13 protein-coding genes and 3 pseudogenes are annotated in these 15,003 nt (G+C 60.2%); 10 read left to right on the forward strand and 6 right to left on the reverse strand.

Annotated elements, in window-relative coordinates:
* Positions 1-329: pseudogene (locus NKI79_RS30260) on the forward strand (hypothetical protein); the annotation flags it as partial.
* A 217-nt stretch (positions 330-546) separates the two neighbouring features.
* Here the strand turns inward: NKI79_RS30260 and NKI79_RS30265 are convergent.
* On the reverse strand, positions 547-765 hold the full coding sequence (locus tag NKI79_RS30265; protein ID WP_352479398.1) for a DUF3072 domain-containing protein: 219 nt from the start codon (positions 763-765) through the stop codon (positions 547-549).
* Positions 766-992: 227 nt separating this feature from the next.
* On the opposite strand from NKI79_RS30265, the gene NKI79_RS30270 reads away from it, so the two are divergent.
* Positions 993-1,235 (forward strand): hypothetical protein, encoded by a 243-nt coding sequence (locus tag NKI79_RS30270; RefSeq protein ID WP_352479397.1) that lies wholly within the window; start codon positions 993-995, stop codon positions 1,233-1,235.
* A gap of 746 nt (positions 1,236-1,981) precedes the next feature.
* The gene (locus NKI79_RS30275) at positions 1,982-5,407 is read left to right on the forward strand and encodes an acyl-[ACP]--phospholipid O-acyltransferase (RefSeq protein ID WP_352806778.1); all 3,426 of its coding nucleotides are present in this window, start codon (positions 1,982-1,984) and stop codon (positions 5,405-5,407) included.
* Between the two features lie 415 nt (positions 5,408-5,822).
* On the opposite strand, the pseudogene NKI79_RS30280 reads toward NKI79_RS30275, so the two are convergent.
* From NKI79_RS30280 to NKI79_RS30290, 3 genes and pseudogenes are all read right to left on the reverse strand, one after another.
* Positions 5,823-6,788: pseudogene (locus NKI79_RS30280) on the reverse strand (quinone oxidoreductase family protein).
* Positions 6,785-7,561, reverse strand: a complete 777-nt coding sequence (locus tag NKI79_RS30285) for an alpha/beta fold hydrolase (RefSeq protein WP_352806781.1) — start codon at positions 7,559-7,561, stop codon at positions 6,785-6,787. Before NKI79_RS30285 ends, NKI79_RS30280 begins: the two are co-directional and overlap by 4 nt.
* Before the next feature lie 116 nt (positions 7,562-7,677).
* Positions 7,678-7,758: pseudogene (locus NKI79_RS30290) on the reverse strand (cytochrome P460 family protein); the annotation flags it as partial.
* 804 nt (positions 7,759-8,562) lie between these two features.
* Between NKI79_RS30290 and NKI79_RS30295 the strand changes: the two are divergent.
* Both NKI79_RS30295 and NKI79_RS30300 read left to right on the forward strand, forming a co-directional pair.
* Positions 8,563-8,940 carry a TfoX/Sxy family protein gene (locus NKI79_RS30295; protein ID WP_352648213.1) on the forward strand — a complete coding sequence of 126 codons (378 nt, stop codon included), beginning with the start codon at positions 8,563-8,565 and terminating at the stop codon, positions 8,938-8,940.
* A 76-nt stretch (positions 8,941-9,016) separates the two neighbouring features.
* Positions 9,017-9,217: a hypothetical protein gene (locus tag NKI79_RS30300; protein ID WP_352806784.1), complete on the forward strand. Its 201-nt coding sequence runs from the start codon at positions 9,017-9,019 to the stop codon at positions 9,215-9,217.
* 92 nt (positions 9,218-9,309) lie between these two features.
* Here NKI79_RS30300 and NKI79_RS30305 read toward each other — a convergent pair whose 3' ends face one another.
* On the reverse strand, positions 9,310-9,825 hold the full coding sequence (locus NKI79_RS30305) for a Ros/MucR family transcriptional regulator (RefSeq protein ID WP_352479387.1): 516 nt from the start codon (positions 9,823-9,825) through the stop codon (positions 9,310-9,312).
* Between the two features lie 511 nt (positions 9,826-10,336).
* Here NKI79_RS30305 and NKI79_RS30310 point away from each other — a divergent pair.
* The 5 genes from NKI79_RS30310 (at position 10,337) to NKI79_RS30330 (ending at position 13,286) form a co-directional block, all read left to right on the forward strand.
* Positions 10,337-10,537: a hypothetical protein gene (locus NKI79_RS30310; protein ID WP_352691573.1), complete on the forward strand. Its 201-nt coding sequence runs from the start codon at positions 10,337-10,339 to the stop codon at positions 10,535-10,537.
* Positions 10,534-10,737: a hypothetical protein gene (locus NKI79_RS30315; protein ID WP_352479385.1), complete on the forward strand. Its 204-nt coding sequence runs from the start codon at positions 10,534-10,536 to the stop codon at positions 10,735-10,737. Before NKI79_RS30310 ends, NKI79_RS30315 begins: the two co-directional genes overlap by 4 nt.
* Before the next feature lie 523 nt (positions 10,738-11,260).
* Positions 11,261-11,506, forward strand: coding sequence for a DUF982 domain-containing protein (locus tag NKI79_RS30320; RefSeq protein WP_352751565.1), 246 nt, complete (start codon positions 11,261-11,263; stop codon positions 11,504-11,506).
* A 163-nt stretch (positions 11,507-11,669) separates the two neighbouring features.
* Complete coding sequence (locus NKI79_RS30325) at positions 11,670-11,783, forward strand: DUF2905 family protein (RefSeq protein WP_352648223.1); 114 nt, start codon at positions 11,670-11,672, stop codon at positions 11,781-11,783.
* A gap of 501 nt (positions 11,784-12,284) precedes the next feature.
* Entirely contained in the window at positions 12,285-13,286 is a 1,002-nt protein-coding gene (locus tag NKI79_RS30330; protein WP_352806787.1) for a GlxA family transcriptional regulator, read from the forward strand.
* A gap of 600 nt (positions 13,287-13,886) precedes the next feature.
* Here NKI79_RS30330 and NKI79_RS30335 read toward each other — a convergent pair.
* A complete protein-coding gene (locus NKI79_RS30335; protein WP_352479381.1) occupies positions 13,887-14,945 on the reverse strand; it encodes a LacI family DNA-binding transcriptional regulator in 1,059 nt (352 codons plus the stop codon).
* Between the last annotated feature and the right edge of the window lie 58 nt (positions 14,946-15,003).

Raw genomic sequence — 15,003 nt, forward strand, 5'->3', positions numbered from 1 at the left:
AATCGGTGATTGCAACGTCACCACCGTGCCATGGCCGCTCGCCCTTCAGAGCAAGCGCCGTTCTCTCTCCAAAACTTTTTGCAGAACCTTCAGGACACTATCCCGAGAACTTTCCTCAGCGCCGAAGGGGCAAGAGAGTTGCCGGAACTCAGCCTTGGCGCGGCACGTTGCTAAGTCGTCGACCTTCGCAAAGGATGCATGCAATGGCGAAAGACATATCTCGCGAGGAAGAGCAACGCGGCACCGAAAAAGTTCTCTTCTGGGGCGCTGCAATCGCCCTTGTCCTTTTTGTGTCTCTGGTGACCATCGCCCTCATCGGGACATCCTGATCTGTTTCGACAGCAGGATTGGACCGGTGGGCGCGAGGTCTTGCCGGGCTGCCAGGCTAGAAGCCGCTCCCATCCGCCGTTTGTCGTCTCGATCCCGAGTCCAGCAGCAACGCGCGGAATTCAGAAAAATTAATTGCGCGGGTCACAACCAGCAAAACTGTCCCAATCCGAGCCGATCGGCTGTCCTTCTCTGGAGAGGAAAAGCCACGAGAGGACGCTACAGGCCTAACTTCTCCCGCAGCGCATCAATGCGCTTAGAAGCTTCCGCCTTGCTGAGGCCGTCAGCATAGGCGTCAGGCTCGTCGGCCTGTTCGGCCAGAGTTTTCAAATAGGACGCTTGTGCGGGGGTCATTGGATCGTCTCCGCTGACCCAATCTTCCGGGTCCTTTTCGACATTTGCCGACGCCTCGATTTTTGGGTTGTGCCGGTCGACCATGCTCAATCTCCCTTGATGATCACCACAATGAGAATGATCATGATTTGTTCCGCCACCGTGCGGCGTGGGCCAATCGCACAGCTAGGCCGCTCGGCGCCTCACTCAAGATATCGCTAAGTATGGATGAGCCCGCTTCCTCCAATCGATGGATGAAGCCGATCGTGGGCCGGTGCTACTTTGATGCATCGCGCGACTTACCCGACAAGTGCTGGCTCCAGGGGCAAAATATGAGCAAGAGGACTCTCATTGCCATCGCAATCCTCGCGAACAGTGTCGGCTGTGCCGAAGCCAAGGACCGTAAGGTCGAAACCGCGACCCTGGGCACGTACGCCAATTCGAAGAACCTGCCGGTTTGCACCGCGTCGAGCTCAGTCTTCGAAGTCCTCGGTGATAAATGTTTTCTCGTCCCAGGTTCGATGATCTATGGCGACATCGCCGAACTCTCGCAGACAATCACCTTGAGTTGGTAGCCGAAGCAACAGCCTCCCAGCGCAACCTCCATTCTCCGGTATGACGTTGCCCTTGCAGGTGCTGCCGGCGCCCCTGATACTGACCAGCGCAATCTCCAGTCACCCCGGGCTCTCGAAAATTCTTGTGCCGTCCGCACCTGCCGTCGAGCGTGTCGCGCCAACATAGCAGCGCCTCTGCATCGTGTGGGCAAACCCAACGCATGCCTTCCGATCCGGAAACTCGCTTGCGCGTTTCATCGTCCATTCGGCAGTGGAAAATTAGGCGGATATGGCAGTGCTCAGATTGGCGGCGATCCGCTCGGAGAGGGTGGCGGGTATCCGGGCTGGAAACAGACCAACGCCGGCGCAACCTCACCCTGAAACCAAAAGACAATATCCATGACATCCAACAGCTATGCCTCCCAAGGGTCCAAGCGCCTGCAGACATTCACCATGCCAATTTCCCTATCGCCGCTCCGATAATGAGGGCGGCATCAATTTCATGGAGCAAGCTTTGTCGCCAAGGGGTTCCGATGGCCGCGACCAGGCTCGTGCATACCTCGATCACCATCGCCAAGAATGCGAGACGCGGGAGAGGCAAGCCGCTTCATGAACCGGCTGGAAGATCCAAACCCAAAGTGGCTGATGGGTGGGAGCCGCAGTAACGAAGTGTAACCGGGTTGCCACTACAAAAGCTCAAACCGTGCAAGACCGCTGATCGATACGACCTCGATCTTCAACGGTCTTGCCCAAAGGAAGCCGCCGCAATGGAAATCGCCTCGAACGACGACACGAACAGTCATTTGATGAGGTCACGGCGCTTTGCGCCTCTCTTCTGGACGCAGTTCCTGTCCGCCTTCAACGACAATTTCCTCAAAAACACGCTGGTGTTCCTTATTCTGTTCACCCTGGCGGCCGACAAGGCGGCATCACTGGTCACGCTGGCGGGAGCGGTATTCATGGCTCCCTTCCTGCTCTTGTCCGCCCTTGGTGGCGAGATCGCCGACCGGTTCGACAAGGCCCTAATCGCCCGTCGGCTGAAATTCGCCGAGATCGCCGCTGCGGCTGTCGCTGTCGTTGGAATCGCGCTGGCGTCGATCCCGGTGCTGATGATCGCGTTGCTCATGTTCGGCGTCATCTCGGCACTGTTCGGACCGATCAAGTACGGCATCCTGCCGGATCATCTCGAGCGCAAGGAATTGCCTCGCGCCAATGCCTGGATCGAATCGGCAAACTTCGCCGCCATCCTCGGCGGCACTATCGCCGGAGGCGTCGTCTCGGCCGATGGCATAGGCGTCTCGGTGTTCGGGCCGATCATGATGATCCTTGCCGTCGCCTGTTGGCTTGTCAGCCGCTACATCCCGTCGACCGGTCTTGCGGCTCCCGGCCTAGTCATCGACAAAAACATCTTTCGCTCGACGTGGCGACAGCTGAACGGCATGCGTGCCGACAAGCGGATCTGGCGCGCCGGACTGATGACGTCGTGGTTCTGGCTGATCGGGGCCATCGTCCTTTCGATCCTGCCTACGTTGGTGAAGGATTCGCTCGGTGGCGGAGAGATCGCTGTCACCGCCTATCTCGCGGTGTTCGCCGTCTCGATCGCCATTGGCTCTGCTATAGCCGCATGGATGTCGCAGGGCCGCATCGTGCTCTTGCCGGCCCCGGTTGGCACGGCGTTGATGGCGCTGTTCGGCTTGGACCTGGCCTGGACCATCTGGAGCACGCAGCCCTCGCTCAGGGCCGAAACGCTCGCAACATTCTTCGCCCGGCCAAACACGGTCCATGTTGCGATCGACCTTGCGGGAATGGCTATTGCCAGCGCCTTTCTTGTGGTGCCGACCTTCGCCGCAGTGCAAGCCTGGGCGCCCGAAACGCGCCGCGCTCGCGTCGTCGCCGCCGTGAGCATCGTCAATGCAGGCTTCATGACGTTAGGTGGCATAGTCGTCGCCGCGATTCAGGCAGCCGGCGTCTCCACTGGAGGGATCCTGTTCGGCCTCGCCGCACTCAACGTAGTCGCCGCCTGGCTGATGCTGAGATACCTGCCGACAAATGCCTTCCGCGACTTCGTTTCCATCCTGTTCCGAGCCTTCCATCGTCTGGAGGTGGAGGGGCTGGAGAACCTCAAGGCGGCGGGCCCGGCACCAATCCTGGCGCTCAATCATGTCAGCTTCCTCGACGGTCCGCTGGCTCTGACGCTGACGGATGAGGAGCCGGTGTTTGCCATCGACTACACCATCGCCCAAGCCTGGTGGATGAAGCCGTTTATGAAACTTGCCCGCGCCCTGCCGCTCAATCCGGCCAAGCCGATGTCGACCCGCACGCTTATCAAGATCGTGCAATGCGGCGATCCACTCGTCATCTTCCCGGAAGGCCGCATCACAGTGACGGGCGGCCTCATGAAGGTCTATGACGGTGCCGCCATGGTGGCCGACAAGACCGGCTCGATGGTCGTGCCGGTACGCATCGAGGGGCTGGAGAAGAGCTATTTTTCGCGGCTGACCTCGCTGCATGTGCATCGCCAGCTGTTCCCGAAGGTCAAGGTGACCATTCTGGAGCCGGTCAAGCTTGAAGTACCGCTGGATCTGAAGGGCCGCAAGCGGCGCGCCGCGGCGGGCGCTGCCCTTTACCAGGTCATGTCGGATCTCGTCTTCCGCACCCAGGACATTGACAAGACCGTGCTGGAGAAGATCATTCAGACGGCGAACGAACGCGGCATGAAGCAGCTCGCCGTGCAGGACCCGGTCACCGGTTCGCTGAGTTACGGCAAGCTGCTGACAGCCGCCGCCGTGCTTGGCGAGAAATTCAAGCACCTCTATGCCGGCCAGCAGACGCTCGGCATTATGCTGCCCAACGCCAACGGCGCCTGTGCGACGCTGCTCGGCGTCATGTCGGCGGGCAAGGTTCCGGCGATGATGAACTTCACTGCCGGTGCGGCCAACATCCTCTCCGCTTGCAAGGCCGCCGAGGTGCGCACCGTGCTGACCTCCCGCACCTTTGTGGAACAAGCAAAACTCGGCGCCGTGGTCGAGGAGCTCGGCCGCTCGGTCGACATCGTCTGGCTCGATGATCTGCGGGCCACAATTGGCCTCAAGGACAAGCTGCTCGGCCTTTTGCGCAAGAATACACCCCGGGTGGCCCGCAAGCCCGAAGACCCAGCGGTGATCCTCTTCACCTCGGGGTCCGAAGGCACGCCCAAGGGCGTGGTGCTCACCCACCGCAACATCCTGGCCAATGCCGCGCAAGCTGCTTCGCGGATCGACTTCCATTCGGGCGACAAGGTCTTCAATGTGCTGCCGATCTTCCATTCTTTCGGCATGACGGCGGGCACGGTGCTGCCGCTCATCTCGGGCGTGCCGATCTATTTCTATCCCTCGCCGTTGCACTACCGGATCGTGCCGGAGCTTGTTTACGCCTCAAACGCAACGATCATCTTCGGCACCGATACGTTCCTTGCCGGCTATGCCCGCACCGCGCACCCTTACGACTTCCGCTCAGTGCGCTACTGCTTTGCCGGCGCGGAACCGGTCAAGGCTTCGACGCGCGCGACGTATATGGAAAAGTTTGGCCTGCGCATCCTCGAAGGCTACGGCGTGACCGAGACCGCGCCGGTGATCTCCATCAACACCCCGATGTACAACCGCTCCGGCAGCGTCGGCAAAATCATGCCGGGTATGGAATATCGCCTGGATCCGGTCCCCGGCGTCGAGGATGGCGGACGGCTTTTCGTGCGCGGGCCTAACGTCATGGCAGGCTATCTGCGCGCCGAGAACCCGGGCGTGATCGAGCCGCTCGAAGACGGCTGGCATGATACGGGCGACGTCGTCGGCATCGACGACGTCGGCTTCATCACCATTCTTGGCCGCGCCAAGCGCTTCGCAAAGATCGGCGGCGAAATGATCTCGCTGGCCGCAGTCGAGGCGCTTGCGGGCGAATTGTGGAAAGGCTCGCTTTCGGCGGTCGCCACCATGCCGGATGCACGCAAGGGTGAAAAGCTGATCCTCATCACCGAGGCCGCTAACGCCACACGCACCGATTTCCTAATGTTCGCCAAGGCTAATGGCGGCATGGACCTGATGGTGCCCGCCGAAGTGCGCGTCGTTGCGAAAGTGCCGGTCCTGGGCTCAGGGAAGCTCGACTTCGCCGCCGTAACAAAAATGGTCCGCGGCGCAGAGATGAAGATTAACGCCGCTTGAGCCCGTCAATGGCCGACGAACCAAGCCGGCCCGCTCTCCCGCGCAGTCCCATGCGATTGCCGCCCGGCAAGTAACGCCGGTACTTCACCAGGTCGCCGAAATCACAGGTTGCGCGGCCGCCGGTCTGTCGGACCTTTTGGAATTTACATATATGACTACCACGGATCGCCAAACTCCGCAGGAGCAGTTCTGGATCGATCAGTACTTTATCGCGGACCTGGAGACCGATCTCAAAAGCCAGACCCAGTGCCAGAATGATCAGCGATTTCGACGATCTCTGCTCCGCTCTCGCGCCAGGGCAGCGGAGGCAGCTTGACGGAGAAGGCAATCGAGGAGCGGCAATGGGCGGAGTGATCTCGGAAACTTTGCTTATTGACGCCTCCCGAGAACCGTATTGTGAGAAAGGCCGGATGGCTCAGGGGACGAGCAGAAGCTTTCCCGTCGTGCCACGGCTTTCCATATCGGCATGTGCGCATGCTGCTTCGGCGAGCGGGTAGACGCCGCCGATCCGGATCTTCAGGTCGCCGCTGGCGATCCAGTCGAATAGTTGTCCGGTGCGGGCGCGAAGCAGTGCCGGCGTGTGGATATGATCGAAGAACCTTGCGTAGCCGATCTTGATGCTTTTCGGCAGGGTCACGATGTTGAGCGGTCCGGGACCGCCCAGCACCGGGCCGTACCAGCAGAAAGGTGCCGGAGCGGCGCAGGGAGTCGAGCGAAGCCTGAAAGGTCTTCGGGCCGGAACCGTCGTAGACGACGTGGACGCCTTCACCGGACAGGCGAACGACTTCCTCGGCGAATCGCCCCTCGGTGTCTACGATCACATGGTCTGCTCCGGCCTCTCTTGCCACGGCGATCTTGTCAGCGGACGAGACGCGGCCGATCACGTGCCCGCCTCTCAGCTTGATGATCTGGGTGAGCAGCAATCCGACGCCTCCCGCCGCCGCATGGACCAGCGCGACGTCGCCGGGCTGGACGGGATAGAATTCGGTGGCGAAGTGGCTGGCAGTGAGCCCCTTCATCATCACGGAAGCGGCCGTACGATCATCGATCCCGTCCGGAATCGGCACGAGCGCGTCCGCCGGTACCATCGCCCGATCTGTGTAGCTTCCAGGCGCGTACACCCAGGCAACCCGTTGTCCGGGCCGGAAATGCTCGACTCCATCGCCCAAGGCGAGCACCCGCCCGGCACCCTCTACGCCCAGAACCTTGGGATTGGGCGTTTCCGTCTAGGCCATGCCCTGGCGGACGCCGATGTCCATGAAGTTCACGCCCGCCGCGGCGACCTCGACCAGAACTTGTCCGCTCGCGGGAGCAGTTTCGGGGCGCTCGACGATTTCGAGCGCATCCGGTCCCCGGTGCGGTTCATGACGACGGCTTTCATCGCGATATCTCCCTGGCGGCATTCTCGATCAGCCGCGCTACGGGCCCAGGATTCGACACCATCACCACATGCGAAGCACCCTTAATCGCGATCGTTTCGCGGGCGTGAGCCCGTTTAGCCATGTAGGCAGATGCTCGCGGCGGGATGTTCTTGTCCGCGTCGCCGTAGATGAACCAGCTTGGAATGCTCTTCCAAGCAGCCTTGGCCTGTGCTTCGTTGCGGGCGGCTTCCGCGATCGGCCGCTGCGTTGCGGCCATCAGTCTGGCTTGCGCTTCGGGAGCGTCGGCGGCAAACTGATCGTGGAACTTGTCCTGCTGAATGTAGAGATCCTTTCCACCGCCCGACAGCGCGACAGGAGGAGCGAGTGTCGGACCCAACGTGCTGCCTGGAAACTTGCCTGCAAGTTGCGCAGCGGTTTCACCCGCCTCCGGCGCAAATGCGGCGACATAGACCAGCGCCTTCACATTGGCATGACCATCGGCAGCGTCGCTGATCACCGACCCGCCATAGGAATGGCCGACGAGAACGACCAGGCTTTCTATCGAGGAAAGCACGCCGGCGACATAGTCTCCGTCGCTTCTGACGCCTCGCAGCGGATTGGCTGCCGCTACGACGGAAAAGCCGTCCTTTTCAAGAATCTCAACGACACCGTTCCAACTCGAAGAGTCAGCGAAGGCGCCGTGAACCAGAACGATGGTGGGTTTGTCGGGCTGCGCTTGTGCCTTACCGCACGTGGCCGCGATAATTGCGAGGCCTGCGAGCAAGTTTTTCATTGGAACATCCTTTCGTTGTGGGGTGCGGTCTTCACCGCGTCGAGCGCAGGTGAGGGGCGGGGATGCCGCAAACTCGCCCTCGTGTTCGCCCTGCGTTTCTCTGCGCGGGAACCGAGTTACGGCGCGTAGCGGGTAAAGACGTAGTCGTGTCCCTGGACACGCGTCTCGTGGCAGGCGAAGCATGTCTCGTGCTGCGCGACAGCCACGGAACCACAGGACTGAGCTTGCATTGCCCAAACAGGGCAGCAGCGCGCAATCGGGCGAAGAGCTGATTCTTGCGGCCGGGAGGCAACCGGGCGAACACTCCACGGGCGGTGTCGAGGTCGAAGCGGCCGCCGTCGAGCAAGCGGGTGCGAGCCGGCTAGCGGGTGATCGTGTTCGGGGGCCCAGCGGCGCCCGCGAGCGCCGATACATAGGCATCCGCACGTCTCAGCGGTGCTTAACGCAGGCATGAAGTAATCCACTTGGCCAAAAAATGGGGTATGCAACGGGTATCTGCAGGGCGCAGGTATCACGGATACACGCCTAGACGGCACGCTTCCGTTCCGGCAAAGCTGCGAATCGCGGGGCCACTGGCAATCCGCAGGTCGGCGGGTTCAGGCAATGCTCATTGAAAAGATGGGCCGCCGACTTCCCTTTTTCTGTAAAGCTCGGCCGGTTGTCGCTCTCAATTGCCGTCGATTGATTGGCGGGACGTAGCGACCCGGAGGGCAAGGAGACAAATCGGAGGGGGTCACCCGCTCGAGGCGAAGCCGAAAGGGCGACGCATGATATGCTAGCGGATCTGCGGCGATCCTGCACGAAGCGCGGGTCAGGCCGGCGCGAAGGAAGGACGCGGAGACCGATTTTCTCCTTGCAGGGGAGAGGGGATAGCGCCCCCTTTTTCCGTCCGGCAAAACAACTTCGCCCCGCTGGGGGAAGGGGACGCCGCGCCACTCCACTTGAATCTCCACCCGCTTCCGTGCTTGCCTGTCTCCCGCAAATCGCAGAGGGCGGTGAGCATGGCAAAGTCAGTCACCAGCATCGCACCCGACCCCATGGTCGAGCGTCTGCGCGCCGCCCTTGGCCCGCGCCAAGTCACCGAACAAAAGATGTTCGGCGGCACCTGCTTTATGCTCAACGGCAACATGCTGATCGGCACGTCGAAGCGCGGGCTCCTGGTGCGCGTCGGCAAGGAAGGGCACGCGGCGGCTGCCGCCCGCCCGCACGCGCGGCCGATGGAAATGGGCGGACGTTCGATGGAAGGTTATGTCCATGTTGCGCCGGAGGGCACGGCCACCGAGGCGGATCTCCGTGGCTGGCTCGACCTTGCGCTGGCATTCGTCGAAACTTTGCCGCCGAAGATCAAATCTGCCAAGATCGCGACGAAGCGGGCTTAGGCCGCTGGCCCGCCACCCTTCCGCACGTGACGTGTCAGTGTTGTTGTGCTGGAACGCATGGCCCGGGGAGGGAGCGATGGCACTCTATGGACATTGCATGTGCGGCGCGGTGACGTGGGTCTACTCCGGCGAGACCACCTGCAGTTCCGCAGCTATCTTGCCCGCAAACGGCGCAGAGCTGGCCGTCGTCTACTACTCCGGCCATGGTGTCCAGATCGACCGCGAAAACTTTCTGATCCCGGTCGACGCCTCCCTGAAGCAGGGCGGCGGACATTGAAGTCCAGGCCATCAAGCTCAACGATGCTGGAACAGTAGGCTTCGCCATTTTAAGGTACGACACCGCAAGGACCTCCTTTTTCGTGCAGCACGCTACGCTTTGACGAGTGCCTTGCGCGCCTTCTTTACCGGGGACTTAACAGCCGTCGCGGGGCGAGCAGCTCGTTTTGGTTTTTCCGCCGCAGTTGTTGCCGGTGCTGCCGTCTTGCGCCCCAGCCCTATTGATTTTGCCAGGGCCGAGCGGGTGGCCGCGTAGTTTGGCGCCACCATCGGATAATCTGAGGGAAGGTTCCATTTTTGGCGGTATTGGTCAGGGCTCAGATTGTAATGCGTCCCGATATGACGCTTCAGGGATTTGAATTTCTTCCCGTCTTCCAGGCAGATGATGAAATCCGGTGTCACTGATTTCTTGATGGACACCGCGGGCTCCAGCTTGACTGCCGCTGGAGCCACAGGTGTGCCGATCCCTTGCAAAGCAACATAGGTATCCCCGATCAGCTTCGACAACTCGCCGACCGGCAGGGGATTGTTCGACACGTAGGCGGAAACGATGTCGGCGGTAATTGATACGAGATCAGCCTGGTCGCTTTGGTCTGGAGAAACGGTCATCGAGTTTTCCTCTTGTCTAATGTCGCGCGTTGAAACGGATGGGCTGTTTATTGCCAAATCACGCAAACAATTCGTTATTCCGCCAACAAACCTCATTCGTTGCAAATATCAAGCCGGCAAGCTTCGCTTCCATCGACTCAGCCTGGGACGCGCTCGATCTCGATAGCGAGCGGCTGACAAGCTGGCACGCCCAGCATGGCTGGGCCGCTGGCCCGCGAGCGACGGATCATCAGCGCGACCGGCATGCTGAATGGTCAGTGAGGAGACGTCCACCTTGACTTCGGCACTTCGGCCGGCACCTCGACGTGCAAATCCCTGGGCAGATCACGAGAGCCCTTCTAAGCCACACCGCGGCGGGACGCATCAAGACGAGCATGCGCAATATTCTTGCGCGAAATATTCCGGACTGAGGGCAAAGCAACGATGACCAACCGTACGTTTCTTACGTCCAATTGAAGCCAACCAAGAATAGATTATTATTCCGCTGGGGCGTATCGTTGGGGAGGGTTGGATGAGCAGTGTGCAAAGGGTAACTCCAGTTCTAGAACAAGCAATCGCTGCACTTCTAAACAGGGCCGAGTATGACGGCACCGTTTCGATCAAAGCGGCAGTGAAGGAAATTAGGCGGGCTGCGCCTTATTTGGCCGCATCCGATGAAGAGCTAACCGAGGCGATTTTCGAAGTATCTGCTGCGATGGGCCTGTCTCAATGAGTGGCATTGCCTATCCTGGTGATCTGGCTTTGTTAAAGCAGGTTTTTGATCGTGTCTGCGCCGAGGCAGGTATCTCCGTTGGTAGCATGGAGGCGGAGCGCCTGAGCGTGAGCGCAATGGAACTCTTCTCGGACGGCGAGTTCGACGAGGCCGTTCTTTATGAACGCCTTCGGCTTGTTGCCCGCTCCCTGCCGAGATGAGCCTGAACATGACCGCCGATCTCCAGGAAATTCTAGCGAGCATTTCGCTCGATACGAAATCCTCCTGTTGATACAGGAGGGGCAGTTCGCCCGCGTTGCACTTTTACGCGAGATCGGGCCAATTTTTTCTGGCTGATATGTGCCCACTACTTTGCGTGGGCGCGAACGGACTTTTTGCCCTCTAAATGGCTGCTGCCTAGGAAGGAGGGATGCTACGCCGCGCCTGTTAAAGCTCAGAGCGTGCCCGCTTGTTCGTCCTCAAACCTCCGCCTCATGGCGCCTGCGCCCCCACATGAACAACATCGCCCAGGGCGAATGACCATGCGCTGCCGCAGACCTTCCGGCTGAGCAATCAACCTTATCGCCACCACGACGAAACCGACCACCAGCCAGACGGCCAGGGCGACACTTACCTTCAGATCTTGCACATTGATTACTGCTGAGACTGCCGACACCCTCGATGGACATTCCGAGAACTCCCGTCAGTTCCCGCCAACGCGGTAGCCGCGCTATATTCCGACTTATGGCACTTCATTGGTTCAACCCTCCAGTATTTGTGAAGACCGACCGACCCGGGGTCACCTACGGCGTCAATCACGTCGAGGGTGCTGCCGAGGAACTCATGAAATGGCCTAAGAGGGGACCTAAATGGAAGCTGGCGCTGCAGTCCTGCATAGATGGGTTTGAGGGCAGGGTGTCGCCCCAGGAGGTCCGCATGGCCTTCGAGGCCGCTGCCAGAGAGGAGGGGATGCTCCGCTCCTCTGGATAGGCTTGATTTGCTCGCTGATCTCAGCTCCCACAACGTCGCGTGTCCCAAATGGGAGCGCTATCGCCCGGGAAAATGAACATAGCAGGCCGTCCAAAGCTTCAGGTAGCGGCTCGCTCCTGCGCTGAGAGAACAATCGAGAATTCCCCGATCCGTTTCGGTCGCCATGTCGCGAACGCCGATTGTCGTTGATTTGATCATACTTGCACGAGGCCTTTTGTCGCCCTGGTTGTCGAGGGTCGGTCTGGGCAGATTGCCTGGTGATGGTGATCGAACGTAAGAACTTCACGTTCTACGATCCGATCGGCACCGGATTCTGCTTAGCGTCGTGTCTCGTTTGTTCTGTGGCTGCTTAACCAATAGCCAGGACGCCGAGCCCGCGTCGCCGGCGGAAAAGAACGACGCAGGCCGATCGAAGCTATCCGATCGGCAGCAAAACGATGAGGGGACGGGTTTGTGGCGTGCGCCGAACTTTCCCAGCCTCCGCCGCGCGAATTGGCGGGGGGCCGGTCAGACGCTGTTGCACAAGGGGGACTCGGGTGGCCGGCTGCCAGGTGCTCGCGGCCCGCAGGCGAGCCCATGCGCATGAGCCGCAACGTCATTTTGGCCCCAGGAACCTGCCTGGCCGCCCCACCGTTCTCATGCTCTTGGGAAGGAAAATATGATAAATTGCATGCTGCGACGGAATCTCATCACCATGTGGAATGAAGTACCGTTGTTGCCGCGTCTGGCGTAGACAACGCAATCGCGACATCCTGTTCGCAACACCAACGTTGGCCCAATGAATATAGCCGAACATCGCATCAAGCGTTCCCTCGTCTTCTTCCTTGTGCCGGATTTCACCATGGTCGCCTTTGCGACGGCGCTGGAGCCTATCCGCATCGCCAACCGGATGCTCGGTTACGAAGCCTACAAATGGCGGCTCGCCAGTATCGACGGGCAGCCTGTACCCGCTTCGAACAACGTGTTGTGCTCGGTGAACACGTCGTTGGAGGACGAGCGGCGTAAGATGGCTGGCCCAGATAGGGCATCGATGGTCATCGTCTGCACCGGCATCAACATCGAGCGCTATTCAAACAAGTCGGCCTTTGCCTGGTTGCGCGAGGAACATAATCGCGGTGTTGCGATCGGCGGGCTCTGCACCGGTGCGCATATGCTCGCGGCTGCCGGGTTGCTCTCTGGCAAACGCTGCGCCATCCATTGGGAAAACCTGCCTGGCTTCGCCGAGGCGTTTCCGAACGCCAACGTTTTTGCCGACCTTTTTGAGGTCGACCAGAACATCTATACATGCGCCGGCGGGACTGCTGCTCTCGACATGATGTTGAAGCTGATCGGCGATGATTTCGACGACACTCTGGTCAGGCACGTATGTGAGCAGGTGCTGACCGATCGAGTACGCAGCCCGAGCGATCGCCAGCGACTTCCTCTGCGAGCACGGCTTGGCGTTCAGAACTCCAAGGTGCTGACGATCATAGAACTCATGGACGCCAATCCGTCCGAACCGATATCGATTGGTGATATTGCCGACCATGTCGGGCTCTCGCGACGGCAGATCGAGCGTCTGTTCCATCTCGAAATGGGTCGCTCCCCGGCCCGCTATTATTTGGATATCCGCCTTGAGCGCGCGCGGCATTTGCTGATCCAGTCAGCCTTGCCCATAGTCGAAGTGGCCATCGCGTGCGGCTTCGTTTCGGCGTCGCATTTTTCCAAATGCTACCGGGAACTCTACGCCCAGACGCCGCAGCAGGAACGACTGAACAGGAAACATCCCGTCGCTGTCTAAAAAGTCACCGGCATTGCCACATCCGCATCCGGTTCGACCAAAAGGGCTTCGACGGCGTGGCCGCACTCAGTCTTGCGATGGGGCGCATCTCAGCCCGCATGTTTTCGTTGCCGCCTCCATTGCACACCGCACGACGTCCGCAAGTCGCGCAATAAAACGTGGGCCCTTTGGTCGAGTTGCCATTCACCCGAATGCGATCAGCGGATCCGTGGCATCGAGCCAGTCGCCGGCCAGCACCTCGGCTATGGTGCCGTCGCGTTTGGCATCATCGCTTCGACAGCAGCACGTCCCCGGCCTTCACCGCCCGGCCGCGCGCAACCGAAGGGCGCCGAGACGACGCCAGGTTTCATTCTCAACTTTCTCCTGAGGCTACTCAACAGATAACGAGTCCGGCGAGCTTGCGTATCCAGAGCAAGGACGCGAGCCGATCGGAGCAACTGATCCAGCAGCAATACTGTGAGGAAAGGTTTGCTGCGAGCGCCGAACTTCCCTGCGCGCCACTGTTCCGCTGCCGCCGCTGACTTCCATAAAGACGCTACATGTGCCAGGCGTTGATGCCTGGATGAAGAGAGCTGTGCAAAGACCGGTTCTTGGGGCGCTTCACGCCATATCCTTCAACGTGTCCAGCGGCCCTTTCAGGGCAGACCTGGGCTGGATCAACTCCGGCGCAATCAGGAAAATCTGCGGGGCCGTGGGAGGTTCATTGATCAGTTCGAACGCCTTCGCAATCATCGCCTCAAAATTCTGCCGCACCATGATTACGGGGAAAGGCAGGAAAGAGGCGAAGGGGTCATAGTCGTAGCAACCGACGACAAGCTCGCTAAACATCTCCGCCGGCCGGCCCGCCATGAAACGCAGCAGACCCTCCATATTGATCGACGAATTGATGAACAATGCGCGGGGCAACTTGCCATGGCGTTGGCAAAATGCCTCGAAGGCACGCAATGTTATGTCGGGCGAATAGCCGGAGGACTGTACTCCGTCATCAGGGTCGGCGCCCAACAGTGCCTTTTTGGTCGCATGGAAGGCGGCGATGCGCTCGCGGCTTGCGTGGTCGTTGCGGCCACCAAACAGAAACAGCTCGTCCGGTCGCAGGGGGTCATCATTGCCGAACTGGCGGATGATTGCCTCCGTCAGCATCCGCGCACCCTCATAGTTGTCGCTGATCACCGAATGCGCCTTTGCTCCCGGGAGGTCGATGTTGACATGCCTCAGTCCCGCCGCCTCGCAGACCTCGTGCACGCCGTCGGGATCGGTGGCGCCGACGATGAAGAGCTGGTCGATTGAGTAGGAAATCAGCGTCTCCGCGGTCCGGCGTTCCTCTTCCGGGTCGCGGCTGGCACTGACCACGACCGGGCATTGACCGCGGCTGCGCACATGTCCCTCAAATGTCTGCGCCATTGAGGAGAAGTAGCGATTGTCGTGGATGGGCAGCATCAGGCCGACGAGGCCAGATCGCGACCGTCGCAAGCCTCGCGCCTGCAGATTGGTGGTGTACTGGTGGCGTTCGGCGAGGCTGAGAATTGTTTCCGCCGTACTTTCCTTGATGCGGCGCTTGCGCCAAGTGCCATTCAGCACTGCGCTCACGGTCGACGGCGAACTGCCCGATAGCACGGACAGATCATAGATCGTCGCCTTCTTCTTGACCTGCTGATCCATCTGGCCTCCGGAGGGTCTCTTTAGAGCAATATTCGGTTGGAGCAATATCTCCCTTGAC

Source organism: Mesorhizobium sp. M0340 (genome assembly GCF_040321535.1).
Classification (GTDB): domain Bacteria; phylum Pseudomonadota; class Alphaproteobacteria; order Rhizobiales; family Rhizobiaceae; genus Mesorhizobium.